We start from the raw sequence: 15,919 nt of genomic DNA on the forward strand, positions 1-15,919 counted from the left end.
CCCGATGGAGGACGGTTCGGCCGCCGAGGCGGAGTCCGGCCGCGCGACCGGCGTGCTGGCCTCGCTGCGGCGTCTGCTGGCGACGGCCGCCGAGATCCTGCAGACCCGCCTCGAACTGCTCTCCGTCGAACTGGAGGAGAGCGGGCACCTGCTGCGTGATCTGCTGACCTACGCCCTCATTGCGCTGTTCTTCCTCGGCTTCGGCATGCTGCTGCTGACCCTGCTGGTCGTCGTGATCTTCTGGGACACCTACCGCCTGCCGGTTCTCGCCGGAGTCACCGCCCTGTATCTCGCCGTCGGTATCGGCGCCGCCCTGCGGGTGCGCCATACCCTGAGGACGCGCCCGCGCCTGTTCGCCGCCACGCTGGGTGAGCTCGGCAAGGATCGCGAACGCCTGGATCCCCGGGCATGAGCGGGCGCAGGGAATACCTGCGCCTGCGGCGCGAATACCTGGTGTCGCAGGCCGCGGCCCAGCGCAGCGAGGTCGCCTGGCTCGCCGGGAATCTGCAGCGGCGTCTGCGTGTGGCGGACGTCGCGCTGGCCGCGGCGCGCTCGCCGCTGATATTGCCGGTGCTGGGCGTGGGCGCTGCCCTGCTGCTGCGGCGCACGCCGCGCAAACGGATCCTGAGCTGGAGCGGCCGCCTGTTCGCCGCGTGGCGGCTGTTCCGCATGATGCGGCGGCGTTTCAGTTCACCGCCCGGGTGAACTGGTGAAATGGGGACTGCTGGAGCGGGGACAGATTTATTAATCTGGTGGGTGGAATGGGGACAGATTTGAAATCTGTCCCCGATATCCCGTATAAATCTGTCCCCGAAGTCCTGCTTACCAGAAATACGCCAGCACCACGAGGCCGAAGCCGATGCGGTAATACGCGAAGGCGGAGAAGTCGTGCCTAGCGACGTAGGCGAGGAAGAGCCTGACCACCACCAGCGCGGTCAGGAAGGCGGCGATGAAGCCGGCGGCGAAGATCGGGATGTCGTCCGCCACCAGTAGGTCGCGGCTCTTGTAGAGGTCGTACAGCGTCGCGGCGAACATGGTCGGGATGGCGAGGAAGAACGAGAACTCGGTCGCCGCCGTGCGCGACAGGCCGCTGATCAAACCGCCCATGATGGTGGCGCCGGAGCGCGACACGCCGGGGTAGAGCGCGCAGCACTGGGCGAGCCCGACCTTCAGCGCGTCGAGCGGACGGATGTCGTCCACGCTGTGGATGCGCGGCGACCGCGCGCGGCGCTCGATCAGCAGGATCAGTATGCCGCCGACGATCAGCGCGCCGGCGACGCTCACCGGGTTGAACAGATAGTGCTTGATCGCGCCGTGGAACAGCAGGCCGACGACCGCGGCGGGCAGGAAGGCGATGAACAGGTTGAGCACGAAGCGCTGCGAGGCGGGCTGGTCGAGCGTGCGGGCGATGCCGGTCACCTTGTGCCGGTACAGCCACACCACGCCGAGGATCGACCCGAGCTGGATGAAGATCTCGAAGGTCTTGGCGCTGTCGCCGGTGAAGCCGAGCAGGTCCCCCGCGATGATGAGGTGGCCCGTGGAGGAAACGGGCAGGAACTCGGTCATGCCCTCGAGAATGCCGAGCAGGATCGCCTTGAGCAGCAGCAGGGTATCAACGATCATGGAGCGGGTTTCCCGGGTGCATGTATGGTTTTTTGTTTGAGGCCGGCATCCGGAGTTCGTCCGCGCGGGGGCCGCGATAAAGACGGGGATTTTACCCGCTAACTCGGCTATGATCCATGGCTTATTGTCCGGCCGTTGCGGGGTTGCCCGGTTGTCAGGTTGTCCTGGGGACAGATTTAAAATCTGTCCCCGGCAAGGTGGCGGTAAGAGAGGTCAAGGGGACGGATTTGAAATCCGTCCCCGTTATCGCGCAAATCCGTCCCCGATATTGCGCGAAATAGCATGTGATTACGCAGAGAGGATCCCGCTGTCGTCATGGAACTGATCACCGCCGCCGTGGACGTTCTGCTCCACCTGGACCGCCACCTCGAGGCCCTGATCGCCGCCTATGGCATGTGGGTCTACGTCATCCTCTTCCTGATCATCTTCTGTGAAACCGGACTGGTGGTGACGCCGTTCCTGCCCGGCGATTCGCTGCTGTTCGTGGTCGGCACGCTCGCGGGCGCGGGTCTGCTCGACGTCGGCTGGATCATCCCGAGCCTGATCATCGCCGCCATCCTCGGCGACAGCGTGAACTACTGGATCGGCGGGCTCGCGGGACCCGCGGTGTTCAGGCGGGACGACTCGCTGCTGTTCAAGCGCCGCCACCTGGAGCGCACCCACCAATTCTACGAACGCCACGGCGGCAAGACCATCATCATCGCCCGCTTCGTCCCCATCGTCCGCACCTTCGCCCCCTTCGTGGCGGGCATCGGACGCATGGCCTACGCGCGCTTCCTCGCCTACAACGTGACGGGCGCCGTGGCCTGGGTCACGCTTTTCGTCGGCGCCGGTTACTGGTTCGGCGACCTGCCGGTGGTCAGGCAGAACCTGACCCTCATCATATTCGGCATCATCATCGTGTCCGTCCTGCCCGGCGTGTTCGAATACCTGCGCCATCGCAGGCGGCCGGGGACCTGACCCTTGCCCGGACGGTATCTGCTGACGGAGTCGCATCGGCCATGCGCAACATCCGTGGAGAATCGATAAGACCCCGTCGTTCGCGGGTCGTGCGGCATCTCATCCGGTGCGCGCTGCCCGCCGCCCTGCTGGCGCAGCCTGCCTGGGCGCAGGCCGCCGCGCCCGCCGGGGAGGGCGCGGAACCGGTCGCGCATTACGGCCTGCTGCGCACGCGCGACCTGTCGCCGTTCGGGTTCCTGAGGCTCGACATGCGGCCCGCCCACGCCGTGGTGAGCCCGCCGGGCAATTGGGCGGTGGAGGCCGATTTCGGCTACCAGAACACCTGGGTGCTGAGCCGGAACGTGAAGACCTACCTGAACACGCTGCCGGGGCGGCGGGGACTCGGGCCGGACGAGGTGCAGGCCATCCGCGACCTTCCCGGCGAGGCCTTCCTGGTCGATCTCGAACTCGGCCTGCTCGATATCACCTTCCATCGCAAGTTCACCGAAAACTGGGGAGTGTTCGCCACGGTGAGCGGCGTGATGTACACCGGCGGATTCCTCGACGGCGGCATCGAGTGGTTTCACCGCAGCCTGGATTTCCCCGACGCCGCCCGGCCCCGGGCGGGACGCAACGACGTCCATGTCATCTTCGACCTGAAGGGTTCCCAGACCACGCTGACGTCCCTGCCGGACGGCGGCCTGCTCGATCCGATTTTCGGCGCCCGTTACACGGCGGCCCCGGGCCGCGCGCCGTGGAACTACGTGATCGAGTGGGCGGTCAAGGTTCCCTTCGACGGCGAGCGGGAGTTCTTCTCGACGGGCCATTTCGATTTCGGGGTGCAGGCCACCGCGCAGCGCTTCATGCATCGCCATGCCGCCTATGCGAGCCTGGCGGCGGTCCACTCCCGGTCAAACTCGGTCGCCCCGGCCACCGAGGAGTTCATCCCCACCGTGATCCTCGGCTACGAATACGCGCTGAACGGGCACACGAACCTGAACGCCCAGCTTTACATGAGCCCGAGCGTGTTCACCAGCGCGGACACCGGGCTGGACGAACTGCGCGACAACAAGTACCAGATGTCGTTCGGGCTGCGCCACCGAATCGGGTCGTCGCTGATCACCGTCGGGGTGACGGAAAACCTCGTCTATTTCAACAACAGCCCCGACTTCGGTTTTCAGACGGCCTGGATCTACAGCCCGGCGTTCGCACACTGAGCGTTGCCCCGCGTCCCGATCCGCCGGGCGGATTCATTGTGCGGCGGCATGGGGTATACTTGAGCCCAAAAAAACGGTCCTGTCGATCTCCATGAATCCATTGCTGAAATATCTCCTCTGGCTGCTGGTCGCCGTGACCGGCGCGGCGGCGGTCGGCGGCATCGCCATCAACCGCGGCGAGCCGGTCAATGCGCTGTGGCTGATCGTCGCCGCGGTGTGCGTCTACGCGATCGCGTACCGCTTCTACGCGGCCTGGATCGCCGCGAAGGTGCTCGTCTTCGACGAGACGCGCGCCACGCCGGCGGAGCGCTTCAACAACGGGCGCGATTTCGTGCCCACCCAGCGCTGGATCGTCTTCGGCCACCACTTCGCCGCCATCGCCGGCCCCGGCCCGCTGGTCGGGCCGACACTCGCGGCGCAGTTCGGCTATCTGCCCGGCACGCTGTGGATCCTGGTCGGCGCCGTGCTGGGCGGCTGCGTGCAGGACATGATGATCCTGTTCTTCTCGATGCGGCGCAACGGACGCAGCCTCGGCCAGATGGCGCGCGACGAACTGGGCGCGATCGGCGGGGCGGCGGCGCTGGTCGCGACGCTGATGATCATGATCATCCTGATCGCGGTGCTCGGCCTGGTGGTGGTGAACGCGATGAAGCACAGCCCGTGGGCGACCTCGACCGTCGCCGCGACGATACCGATCGCGCTGTTCGTGGGCTTCTACATGCGCAGCATCCGGCCGGGCCGCGTGCTCGAGGGTTCCGTCATCGGCGTGCTGCTGCTCCTGCTCGCGGTCGCCGGCGGCGGCTGGATCGACCACAGCCCCGCGCTGCGCGGCCTGTTCGACCACGCCGGCCTGCCGCTCGCCTGGGCGGTAATCCTGTACGGCTTCGCTGCCGCGGTGCTGCCGGTGTGGATGCTGCTCACGCCGCGCGACTACCTGTCCACCTTCATGAAGCTCGGCACGGTGCTGCTGCTCGCCCTCGCCATCGTGCTGCTGAATCCGGTGATCAAGATGCCGGCGCTGACCCCGTTCATCGACGGCACCGGGCCGATCTTCGGCGGCGCGCTGTTCCCGTTCGTGTTCATCACCATCGCCTGCGGCGCGATCTCGGGCTTCCATTCGCTGATCGCCTCCGGCACCACGCCCAAGCTGCTCGCCAACGAGCGCGACATCCGCATGATCGGCTACGGCGGCATGGTGCTGGAATCCTTCGTGGCGATCATGGCGCTGATCGCCGCGACCGTGCTCGATCCGGGCGTGTACTTCGCCATCAACAGCCCGGCCGGCGTGGTCGGCGCCACGGCGGCGGACGCGGTGGCGAAGATCTCCTCATGGGGCTTCCCGGTGACGGTGGAGCAGATGGAGATGCTGGCGCGCGATATGGGCGAGGCGACGCTGTTCGCGCGCACCGGCGGCGCGCCCTCGCTGGCGGTCGGCATGGCGAGCATCTTCGCCAGCGCCTTCGGCCAGGGCATGCTCGCCATGTGGTACCACTTCGCCATCATGTTCGAGGCGGTGTTCATCCTCACCACGCTCGACGCCGGCACGCGCGTCGGCCGCTTCATGCTGCAGGACCTGCTCGGCAACCTGTCGCCGCGCCTGGGGCAGACCTCGTGGTATCCCTCGGTGATCCTGGCGAGCGGGGCGATCGTCGGCGCCTGGGGCTATTTCCTCTACATCGGCGTGATCGATCCCAACGGCGGGGTCAACATCCTGTGGCCGCTGTTCGGCATCTCGAACCAGATCCTGGCGGCGATCGCGCTGTGCGTGGCGACCGGCATCCTGGTCAAGTCGGGCCGGGTCCGGTATGCCTGGATCACCGCGCTGCCGCTCACCTGGCTGGTCACCATCACCACCGCGGCGGTGTGGGACAAGATCACGAGCCCGGACGTGCGCATCGGCTTCTTCGCCGCCGCCAGCGACCTCGCCGACAAGGTGGCCGCCGGCATGCTCCCGCCGGAGCGGGCGGCGGTCGCGCCGCAACTGATCTTCAACCTCCGCCTCGACGGCTGGATCGCGATCTTCTTCGCCGTCCTGCTGTGGGTGATCGTGCTCGACATGCTGAAGGTGTGCTACCGCCACCTCGCCGGCAAGCCGTGCCCGCCGCTCAGCGAGTCGCCGCACATCCCGAGCCGCCTGGCCGAGGATTACGTGAGGGATTGAGCATGTCAGGAGAGAAATTCAAGGAGATTCCAGGCCTGTCATCCCCGCGAAAGCGGGGATCCAGGCTGTGGAAGTTCAGCGGATTGCTGGATTCCCGCTTCCGCGGGAATGACGGAATTCGGTCCTCTCTGAAGGCATTCTGGCGCGCGGTGCGCCAGCTCTCGGGCGACGACGCCTACGAACGCTACCTCGAGCATCATTCCATGCATCACGCCGACCAGCCGACGCTCACCCGCGCCGAATTCTTCCGCCGCTGGCAGGAAGAGAAGTGGAGCGGTACCCGGCGCTGCTGCTGAGCAATGTGAACGGGGACAGATTTTAAAATCTGTCCCCATGCCCGAACTGAAAGGGGACAGATTTAACAAGGGGGCCCCCGGCCCCGGGCGCGGGGGGGGGGGGGGGCCCCCCCCCGCCCCCCCGCGGGGGGGGGGACAGATTTAAAAAAATCTGTCCCCAGGTGGTTTATCAGGGACGGGTTTCATAATCCCTCCCCAGTTGTCCTGCAGACTAGGCTGAATCGGAACCAGGGCCGCATGGCCCTGCAGCCTGGAACAGCGACACGGGCCTTCGAAGGGGCCTGATCGGGTGACAAAACCGGCAATATTTCATCAACATCGAATCCAGCAGGTTGACTGCAGCGGGGCTGCCGGCATCGGCCAACGAAGGCCAGACGGCGTCGCTGTGAGCGATGAACGCTCCTCTCCGGGAGGTTAAGCATCTCAGGGATCATCCGATAACTTTGCTGTGATATGTGCCCCGGCGGGAATTCATGGCGAAGCTGTCCGTTGATCAAATGCTTCATCGAGCGAAGTCGCATGAGCGTAAAGGCGAGTTCGAGGAGGCGCGCGCTTTATATAAGGGTGTGCTCCAGGACTTTCCGGGCAACACGCGCGCCAGGCAGGCGCTCGTCCAACTGGGCGTGGCCGGCCAGTCGGCAGATACCGGCCGGAACCCGCCGCAGGAAACGCTCGATCACCTCATGGGCCTCTATGACCAGGGCCAGCACGCCGCCGTAGCCGAACAGGCGCTCGGGCTGACGCCGGCATTCCCCGATTCGTTCGTGCTGTGGAACCTGCTGGGGGCCTCCGGCGCACAAGTCGGGAGGAGAGACATCGCCGAGAAGGCGTTTCGCCGCGCCTCCGAACTCAACCCGGCGTTCCCCGACGCGCACAGCAATCTCGGCAATATCCTGAAGGAGCAGGGCAGGCTCGACGAGGCCGCCGCCTGCTATGTCCGCGCGCTCGAACTGAACCCCGACTTCGCCGCCGCCCACAACAACCTCGGCAATGTGCTCAGGGGCCAGGGCAGGCTCGACGAGGCGGTCGCCAGTTTCTCCCGTGCGCTCGCGCTGAAGCCGTACTTCGTCGATGCGCACTGCAATCTGTTCGAGCTCCATGAAAAATCCAATCAACTGGATGCGGCACGCGACGCGATAGAGGCGATGCAGCGGGCGTTCCCGCTGCTGCCGGCGGAATTGAAGCTGCGGAAGGCGATCTATCACTTCAGGATGAAGGAATACGACGCGGTGATCGCGGAGATCCGCGGGATAGGCGATGGCATCCTCAGGGGGAACCAGGAAATCCGCCGGCTCGAACTGCTTTCCAAGGCGCTCGAGAAGGCCAATCACTTCAACGATGCCTTCCTGTACATGCACAGGATGAACGCGCTGATCGTGTCCACGTACCGGGAGCTGGACGAACCGGCATCGAGGTATCTGGAGCATATCGAGGCAAGGAGGCTCGACCTGCAGTCCGCCAGCCGGGAACGGCCGGCCGTAAGGGCGCATGACAATCAGGACGAGCCCGTCTTCCTGGTCGGCTTTCCGAGATCCGGCACCACCTTGCTCGACACGTTCCTCCGCGGCCACCCGGAGGTCGAGGTCATCGAGGAAAAACCGATGATGGCGCTGTCGGCCTCTCATATTGGAGAATTCAGGCCGCTGGCGCAGATCGAGGCGCTGGGTGATGAGGAATTGAGCCTGATGCGCAGGCTCTATTTCGGCGAGCTGAAGAAACACGTCCGGTCGGAAGGCAGGAATATCATCATCGATAAATTCCCGCTGAACCTCGTCTATGCGCCGGAGATGCACGCCCTGTTTCCGAATGCCCGCTACATCCTGGCGCTGCGGCACCCGCTCGACTGCATGCTGAGCAACTACAAGCAGAACTTCCGCCTGAACGCGCCGATGTACCTGATGTCGGACCTCATGCGGGCGTCGGCGCTGTACGACAACGCGATGTCCATCTTCCGCCTCTGCCAGGAGCGCTACGACCTGCGCGTGCACAATGTGCGCTACGAAGACCTGACGCATGACGCCGAGGGCGTCATCCGGTCCCTCGTCTCGTTCCTGGGCATGGAATGGGACAGCGGCGTGCTGGATCACAAGCAAACCGCCCGGCAACGGCGGATGATCGACACCCCCAGCTACAGCCAGGTCGTGGAAGACGTATACAAGGACTCCACCCACCTGTGGAAGCGGTATGAGGCGCACCTCAAGCCGTTTATCCCCAGGATGAAGTATTGGATGGATCAGTTCGGGTATATATAGTATTTTCAAGGCTTCCCGGCCTTGAGTTCGGTATCCCCTCCAGTTCCAGCTCGCAGGTCGGGTTGAATAAAAACAAGCCCGACGTCGGCGGAACACAGATCCATCCCGTAATATCCAAGATGCAAATGAAACGGATCCTGCTCATTCTCGGAATGCCCTGGCTTCTGTCCGCGTGCGACAGCGAACCGCCGCGGCAGTATCAGGGCTACGCGGAAGGGGAATACATTCTGGTCGCCTCGCCCGAGGCCGGCATACTGGAGGAACTCGCGGTGCAGCGCGGCGAACAGGTCGAGGCGGAGGGCCAGCTGTTCACGCTCGAGCAGCGCAACGAGGCGGCGGGTCGGCAGCAGGCGGCGGCACAGCTCCGTCTCGCGCAGGCGCGGTTGGACAACCTGGGCAAGGGCCTGCGCTCGCCCGAGATCGACGCGCTACGCGCCGCGGCGGACCAGGCCGAGGCCGCGCGCAAGCTGGCCGAGATTCAATTGAAACGCGACCGCGAGCTGCTGGCGAAGAATTTCGTCGCGCCCGACCGCATCGACGAGGATGAGACCGCGCTTGCGAGTGCCGTGGCGCAGGTACAGGAGGCGCAGGCACGGTTGGCGCTGGCGAAGGAGAGCCTGGGCCGTTCCGGCGAACTCGAGGCGGCGCGCGCGGAGGTGGAGTCCGCGAAGGCCGCGCTCGCGCAGGCCGACTGGCGGCTCGAACAGAAGTCGCGCCGCGCGCCGCAGGCCGGGCTGATCCACGACACCTTCTTCGTGGAAGGGGAGTGGGTGCCGGCGGGCAAGCCGGTGGTCAGCCTGCTGCCGCCCGGCAACGTCAAGCTGCGATTCTTCGTGCCCGAGCCGGTGGTCGGCGGCCTGCGCGTGGGGCAGAAAATCAAGGCGACGTGCGACGGCTGCGGCGCCGCGCTCGAGGCCGCAATCAGCTATGTCTCGCCCGCCGCCGAGTTCACACCGCCGGTGATCTACAGTCGAGAGGCGCGCGAGAAGCTGGTGTTCATGATCGAGGCGCGGCCGAGTCCGGCCGATGCCGCGCGCCTGAAGCCCGGCCAGCCGGTGGATGTCAGCCTGTGAACGACGCGCTCGCCATCGACGTGCGCGGGCTCAACAAGCACTTCGGCGACAAGCACGTGGTGAAGGACTTCTCGCTGCAGGTGAAGCCCGGCGAGATCTTCGGCTTTCTCGGCCCCAACGGCAGCGGCAAGACCACCTCGATCCGCATGCTGTGCGGCCTGCTCACCCCCGACAGCGGCAGCGGCACCTGCCTCGGCTACGACGTCGTGCGCCAGACGCGCGCGATCAAGCGCGAGGTCGGCTACATGACGCAGCGCTTCTCGCTGTGGGAAGACCTCACCATCCGCGAGAACCTCGATTTCATCGCGCGCATGTACGGTATGTCCGACCGCCGCGCGGCGGTGACGCGCGCGCTCGACGAGCTCGGCCTCACCTCGCGGCAGAACCAGCTTTCCGGGACGCTGTCCGGCGGCTGGAAACAGCGTCTCGCGCTCGCCGCCTGCATGATGCACGAGCCCAGGCTGCTGCTGCTCGACGAGCCGACCGCCGGCGTCGATCCCAAGGCGCGGCGCGACTTCTGGCAGGAGATCCACGCGCTCGCTGCCCGCGGCATTTCGGTGCTGGTCTCCACCCACTACATGGACGAGGCCGAGCGCTGCCATCGCCTTGCCTACATCTCCTACGGCTCGCTGCTGTCCAGCGGCACCGTGGACGAGGTGATCGCGCAGTCGCCGCTGGAGAGCTGGGTGGTGCACGGGCCGGACCTGGCGCAGCTCGAGCGGCAATTGCGCGGCCTGCCCGGCATCGCCCAGGTGACGCCCTTCGGCAACACGCTGCACGTGGCGGGCGTCGACGCCGCCGCGCTCCAGATCGCCATCGCGCCGTTCCGCGCCGACGCGAAATACCGCTGGGAGCGCAGCGCGGCGACGCTGGAGGACGTCTTCATCCACCTGATGGACGGCGCGGGCGGTTCCCGATGAGGCTCGACGGCTTTTCCCTGCGCCGCTGGGTCGGCATCATGGTGAAGGAGTTCACCCAGCTCCGCCGCGACCGCCTGACCTTCGGCATGATCATCGGCATCCCGGTCATGCAGCTGCTGCTGTTCGGCTTCGCCATCAACGCCGACCCGAAATCCTTGCCGACGGCGGTGCTGTCGCAGGACAACAGCCAGGTCGCGCGCACGCTGGTCAGCGCGCTGCAGGCGAGCCAGTACTTCAGGGTGGTGCGGCACGCCGAGAGCGAAGAGGAGCTGGACACCCTGTTCGCACACGGCGAGGCGCAGTTCGCGCTGACCATCCCGCCCGGTTTCGAGCGCGGCCTGATGCGCGGCGAGCGCCCGGCGCTGCTGCTGGAGGCGGACGCGACCGATCCCACCGCGACCGCCAACGCGCTCGGCGCGCTGAACGGCATCGCCAGGAGCGCGCTGGCGCACGACCTCAAAGGCGTGCTCGCCGACCGGGCGCCGGAAGAGCTGCCGGTGGACCTGCGCGTGCAGCGCCGCTACAACCCGGAGGGCATCACCGCCTACAACATCGTGCCCGGCCTGCTCGGCGTGATCCTCACCATGACCATGATCCTGATGACCGGGCTCGCGATGACGCGCGAGCGCGAGCGCGGCACCTTCGAGAACCTGCTCGCGACGCCGGCGCTGCCCATCGAGGTGATGACCGGCAAGATCGTGCCCTACATCCTGATTGGCCTGATCCAGGTGACGCTGATCCTGCTCGCCGCGCGCTTCATCTTCTTCGTCCCGATGGTGGGCAGCCTGCTGCTGCTCTACTGCGTGGTGCTGGTGTTCATCGCCGCCAACCTGACGCTGGGCATCACCTTCAGCTCCATCGCCCGCAACCAGTTGCAGGCGATGCAGATGACGTTCTTCTTCTTCCTGCCGTCGATCCTGCTGTCCGGTTTCATGTTTCCCTTCCGTGGCATGCCCGAATGGGCGCAAGCCATTGGCAACGTGCTGCCGCTGACGCACTTCCTGCAGCTCGTGCGCGGCATCCTGCTCAAGGGCGATACGCTGCACGAACTGTGGCCGCAGCTGTGGCCGATACTCGCCTTCATGGCAGCGGTGCTGGGGCTGGGATTGAGGTTTTATAAGCGGACACTGGACTAGAGGAAGGCACTCTTCTTTTCATGCGGCGGCTAACCAATTGTCCTTAGGTTGATTGCCTGGATTGCATATTTGTCCCTCACAGTCATTAGAGATATAGGTTATTAAGTAAAATGCCAGATAACTCTATGTTCTTTGTATATTAAGATATATTGTTAACTAATATAGACCTTTATATTCCGTTAAATCCACGATGCAACCAGATCTTCCAGAAGAAAGCGAAAGCCAAGAAATAGGCCAACATGCAGTTATCGCATTCCGTGGTTTACACCCAGTTGATTGGAGAGTAACCCAAACCGATGGCGATACTGATGCAGGCCTTGACATGCAGATACAGTTAGTAAATCAGAGAAGATATAAGGGAATATTCAATGCACAAATAAAAGGTTCAAGACAACAAAGGGAAGATGGGAAAAATAAAAAACTTAATGCAGATGGAACCTTCATTTCTGTAAACGTTAGCTTATCAACGCTGAATTATTATCTTCGTGTAGGTAATCCTGTGATGTTAGTTTTTGTCGATCTAACCGTCGACCCAAATCCACGAAAGTGTAAAGCATATTATCTTTGGCTGAATGAGGAACTCGATGAACTTCGAGGCGACCACCATTCTCTAGATCATCTACATAAAGCTAATCACATCTTTCGAATGCCCGTTACTAACTCTTTAGATGATACCACTAATGTGGTGGATTACTTGATGCATGAGCAAGATAAGCGCCTCAGACTCAATTCGTTATATACCGTTATAAGCTCACACGTAGAAGATCCAACAACTGCCATAGGTCAGCTAGGTAACAAATTTTCTTCTACGCCGATCGCACTAGCATCTATCACAGCCGAAGTGGATAGCCCGTGGATAGATGCTCCACATGGTAGTATCGCAAAACAACTTCATGTCATATCTAATTTACTATCTTCAAATAATTTAGATCTTTCATCTGATGAGCTAGATAGAATTAGTCAAAGAATTAGTGAGGCTAGCGATCACGAACTTGCAGAATATTACTTTCAAATGGCTCGATTGCTAGATTTGATGGGAAAATATTCCGAAGCATTACCAAAATATGAGATCGCACATAGTAAGTACCCTTCAATAAGGAAGTATCATCTTGGCTTGCTTGAGTCTAGATTGCTTTCACAATATGGTAATAAACAAGAAGAGCAGATTTTATTAAATCAGATTCTAGAAAAGACAGGGCCAGAGTACGCGCGATTAAAGGCTAAATTATATGCTCTCCTAGGTTCATATGAAAAAGCATTAGAAGTCTTAGGGAGTGAAGATGATAATGAGGTATTTGTTTCTCGAGCACTCGTCTCCTTCTTAAAGAAAGACTACGAAAGTTGCGCCCGATATTGTGAGAATGAGTTATTACGGGCAGGAATTACAAAGCGTCAACAATTAACCCTTCTAGAATTTAAATCACGATCCTATTTCATTATTGGCATGGGTCGGTCTATCGATGATAACACCGATGAAATCTACCCATTTTCTGGCGTGCCAGGCATGATTGTTGAAATTATGCGTAAAGCATGGAGTGGTTTTAAGTTAGCATAGGATGTTGCTCAACAACTAGGTTACCCGCAGGAAACTGAATATTTATTACTTGATGCTTCATGCATACTCAGTTTGTTTTTCGATGATAAAGAGGATTTCTATAGGCATTTGATGCACTTTTCAAAAGTCCGCCAAAACTCAACATACATACAAGAAACACTTTTAAAATACGCTGCCAATAATAATGATTATGACATAGCTTATGAACAACTATTAAAGTTACCTCTTAATCCGTCAGTTATAGTGCACAAGATATTAATACTATACCAACAATCGAACAAAAGACTTGTTGTTAGTACCGCGTTAGAGCACAAAACCGAACTGTTAAGTGCGATGCCGAATAACCTCGACATCGCACTGGCAATTGCTGCGGAGTGTGCAGATGATTTGATTCTTTCTAAAGAGAGGGACGAATTATTATATACGCTTGAACTTCTACCAAATGGTAGGGCGATGCTGGCTATTCATCGCCTTATGTCGACAATCAAAAATAATATACTAAGCGTACCAGAAGCAATAGATGAGCTATGGAAAGTATATGAAGAGGGGGAAATAGATAAACAAGTACTAGCACAATTATTTGATCATTTAGATATCACAGATAGCGTACAAGCGAGCAAAGCAATTCGAGTTGCAAAGAACATCTCAGAACAGCGTCAATTTACTGAGCGGGAAGCAACTCGACTATGTCAAGCGTGGTCAACCGTCTCAGGGTGGACTGAAATCGTATCAATAACCACAGAAGCACTTCTACGATTTGATGAGTCAATACGACTAAAAGCAATTAAGGCGCTTGCATTAGATGAGCTCGGTCATACTCCCGAAGCTTTAGAAATACTTGAACAAGTTATACATACCAATAAGTTTGATCCGTATGCTTTCGAATTATATGCACAAATAGCATCGCGATGTGGATTAACAAATAAATCTTTGAATCTGTTTGAAAGACTACTTGAACATTCCGACGAGAAAATTAAGAAAGCAAACATCTTGCGGATTATGTTTTTGCTAGAAACTAGCCTTGATACAGAAAGTAATCGTTTATTGGATATATGTTCACGTTACGGCGAAGTAAATAACAAGGATGATGAAATTGAAGAAGGTGGATTTCTCCAAATGTTTTTTGCCGCAACTATTAGCGATAAAGTTACTCCAAGCAGTGAACAACTTAGTAACTTCCATAGTCGTTTGGCAGAATTTCAAAGAAAATTTCCAAAATCTGGGTTTATGAGAGCAGTTTCTTTTAATAATGATTCACCTGAAGAATTCTTAGAGCTGCTCAAAGAAATATCTGGCATGACCGAAGAAAAGCGTAGGTGGTATCTCCGTCATGAAAATTTATTAAGAGCTGGACTACTTCCTATACCATTCTGTCTGAGGCCAAAAGTAATATTAAATGTCACAGACCTTTTATATTTGTGGGAGCTTGCCAAGAATGTCGGCAAAGATGACCGCCAATATCATCTAATGATGAGCACAAAAACTTATATACCAAAGGAAAATACCAATTATCTCGACAGCCGTATTATTATCGACAATATTTCAATCTTAGTGTTATACGATCTCGGAATCCTCGAATATTTCTTGGAAACTATACCAAGAATCGCCATAGCAAAATCAACCTTAATACAGTACCAAAAGTGGAGTCACAATTTATTTGTCTCTCCACTTTGCGATAAGGCAAAGAAAATAGTAGCCTTGCTTGCTCGCTTCACGAGAAAAATCGAGCAACCATCGGCAATACAAATTGAAGAGAATCAGGGGCAACTTGATACCTTAGATGATCAGAAAAACATAATGCGAACATCCGACAATATATTTTACTCTGACGACGCTATCGCTCGCCTATATGTATGTGATACAGAAGATGAGAGTAGATGTATTACTACAATAGATATAATCGAGCTTCTTGTTCAGTTAGGGAGAATTACAAGATTTGATGCCTCGATTAAATATTCAGAGTTATGCCGTTGGAATGTAATCGGAGTGCCAGTAAGGTTTGTAGATGTGTTGCGTGTTCTTGAGCCATATATGGAAAGTGGTTTAAGCATAAGCATGGCAGTTGAAAGACTTGAGCATAATTTAAACTTTAGTTATTTCATTGATGCTATCTGGGACCTCAGAAAAGACTACACAATAATTGTTAGAGAATTCGCACAATTCTTAAGCATCGTGTTTCTTGAGGCTGATGGAATCCATGTAGATGATTCGATAATTGCTGCACTATGGTATTGGTGGTATAGAAAGGTCCAGTTCAAAAAAGATGGTGAAGAAGACAAACTTGATTATCTCGCTCGCTCATGTTTGGCAATTGCTTTGAATTTATCAAATCAAAACATACCACAATCAAGTAAGCGCAAGGTATCACACAGACTTTGGTCAAATTATAAAAGTACAGTTCAATTTATCTATGGAGAAATGATGGATGAAAACATTGATAGAAAACTATTCAAACGTTTAGCTGAATTTACGGCCAAAGATAATCGGATATCATCTAATCAAGTATTTCAATTTCTAAAAGATGGTTTAGAGCAGGGACCTCAGATAGTGATATGTTCTGCGTGACATATAACAATGAAGTTATATTGCGAGCAACAAAGAAATTATAGGAAAATTATAAATAGTATGTTTGATAATGAATAAATTCATTTTCTAAGCGGCAGCAAAATCCTTGTTTTCTGCATGCACAGACAAGGTACATTTGGGTTCTATATACTACGTTTTGATTTATTTTACGTCAGTGTTTA

12 protein-coding genes are annotated in these 15,919 nt (G+C 58.2%); 11 read left to right on the forward strand and 1 reads right to left on the reverse strand.

Annotated features, from left to right (window positions below; all coding sequences use genetic code 11):
* The first annotated feature begins 4 nt into the window (after positions 1 to 4).
* Together IPK65_08345 and IPK65_08350 are read left to right on the forward strand one after the other, a co-directional pair.
* The gene (locus IPK65_08345) at positions 5 to 412 is read left to right on the forward strand and encodes a phage holin family protein (protein MBK8163145.1); all 408 of its coding nucleotides are present in this window, start codon (positions 5 to 7) and stop codon (positions 410 to 412) included.
* Complete coding sequence (locus IPK65_08350) at positions 409 to 705, forward strand: hypothetical protein (protein ID MBK8163146.1); 297 nt, start codon at positions 409 to 411, stop codon at positions 703 to 705. The genes IPK65_08345 and IPK65_08350 overlap by 4 nt, the downstream gene beginning before the upstream one ends.
* Positions 706 to 822: 117 nt before the next feature.
* On the opposite strand, the gene IPK65_08355 is transcribed toward IPK65_08350, so the two are convergent.
* On the reverse strand, positions 823 to 1,623 hold the full coding sequence (locus IPK65_08355; GenBank protein MBK8163147.1) for an undecaprenyl-diphosphate phosphatase: 801 nt from the start codon (positions 1,621 to 1,623) through the stop codon (positions 823 to 825).
* A gap of 315 nt (positions 1,624 to 1,938) precedes the next feature.
* Here IPK65_08355 and IPK65_08360 point away from each other — a divergent pair, with 315 nt between their 5' ends.
* The 9 genes from IPK65_08360 to IPK65_08400 all read left to right on the forward strand — a co-directional run bounded on the left by IPK65_08360 (position 1,939) and on the right by IPK65_08400 (position 15,737).
* The gene (locus IPK65_08360) at positions 1,939 to 2,583 is read left to right on the forward strand and encodes a DedA family protein (protein MBK8163148.1); all 645 of its coding nucleotides are present in this window, start codon (positions 1,939 to 1,941) and stop codon (positions 2,581 to 2,583) included.
* Between the two features lie 89 nt (positions 2,584 to 2,672).
* Entirely contained in the window at positions 2,673 to 3,779 is a 1,107-nt protein-coding gene (locus tag IPK65_08365) for a DUF3187 family protein (GenBank protein MBK8163149.1), read from the forward strand.
* Between the two features lie 91 nt (positions 3,780 to 3,870).
* Positions 3,871 to 5,940 carry a carbon starvation protein A gene (locus tag IPK65_08370; protein MBK8163150.1) on the forward strand — a complete coding sequence of 690 codons (2,070 nt, stop codon included), beginning with the start codon at positions 3,871 to 3,873 and terminating at the stop codon, positions 5,938 to 5,940.
* Positions 5,941 to 6,056: 116 nt separating this feature from the next.
* Positions 6,057 to 6,236: a YbdD/YjiX family protein gene (locus IPK65_08375; GenBank protein MBK8163151.1), complete on the forward strand. Its 180-nt coding sequence runs from the start codon at positions 6,057 to 6,059 to the stop codon at positions 6,234 to 6,236.
* 473 nt (positions 6,237 to 6,709) lie between these two features.
* Positions 6,710 to 8,488 carry a sulfotransferase gene (locus IPK65_08380; protein ID MBK8163152.1) on the forward strand — a complete coding sequence of 593 codons (1,779 nt, stop codon included), beginning with the start codon at positions 6,710 to 6,712 and terminating at the stop codon, positions 8,486 to 8,488.
* Between the two features lie 766 nt (positions 8,489 to 9,254).
* Positions 9,255 to 10,481 carry an ABC transporter ATP-binding protein gene (locus tag IPK65_08385; GenBank protein ID MBK8163153.1) on the forward strand — a complete coding sequence of 409 codons (1,227 nt, stop codon included), beginning with the start codon at positions 9,255 to 9,257 and terminating at the stop codon, positions 10,479 to 10,481.
* A complete protein-coding gene (locus tag IPK65_08390; protein ID MBK8163154.1) occupies positions 10,478 to 11,617 on the forward strand; it encodes an ABC transporter permease in 1,140 nt (379 codons plus the stop codon). The genes IPK65_08385 and IPK65_08390 overlap by 4 nt, the downstream gene beginning before the upstream one ends.
* Before the next feature lie 190 nt (positions 11,618 to 11,807).
* A complete protein-coding gene (locus tag IPK65_08395) occupies positions 11,808 to 13,172 on the forward strand; it encodes a DUF4365 domain-containing protein (GenBank protein MBK8163155.1) in 1,365 nt (454 codons plus the stop codon).
* A gap of 111 nt (positions 13,173 to 13,283) precedes the next feature.
* A complete protein-coding gene (locus IPK65_08400) occupies positions 13,284 to 15,737 on the forward strand; it encodes a hypothetical protein (GenBank protein MBK8163156.1) in 2,454 nt (817 codons plus the stop codon).
* Positions 15,738 to 15,919 lie beyond the last annotated feature (182 nt).

It is taken from the genome of Gammaproteobacteria bacterium, from assembly GCA_016712635.1.
GTDB lineage: Bacteria > Pseudomonadota > Gammaproteobacteria > SZUA-140 > SZUA-140 > JADJWH01.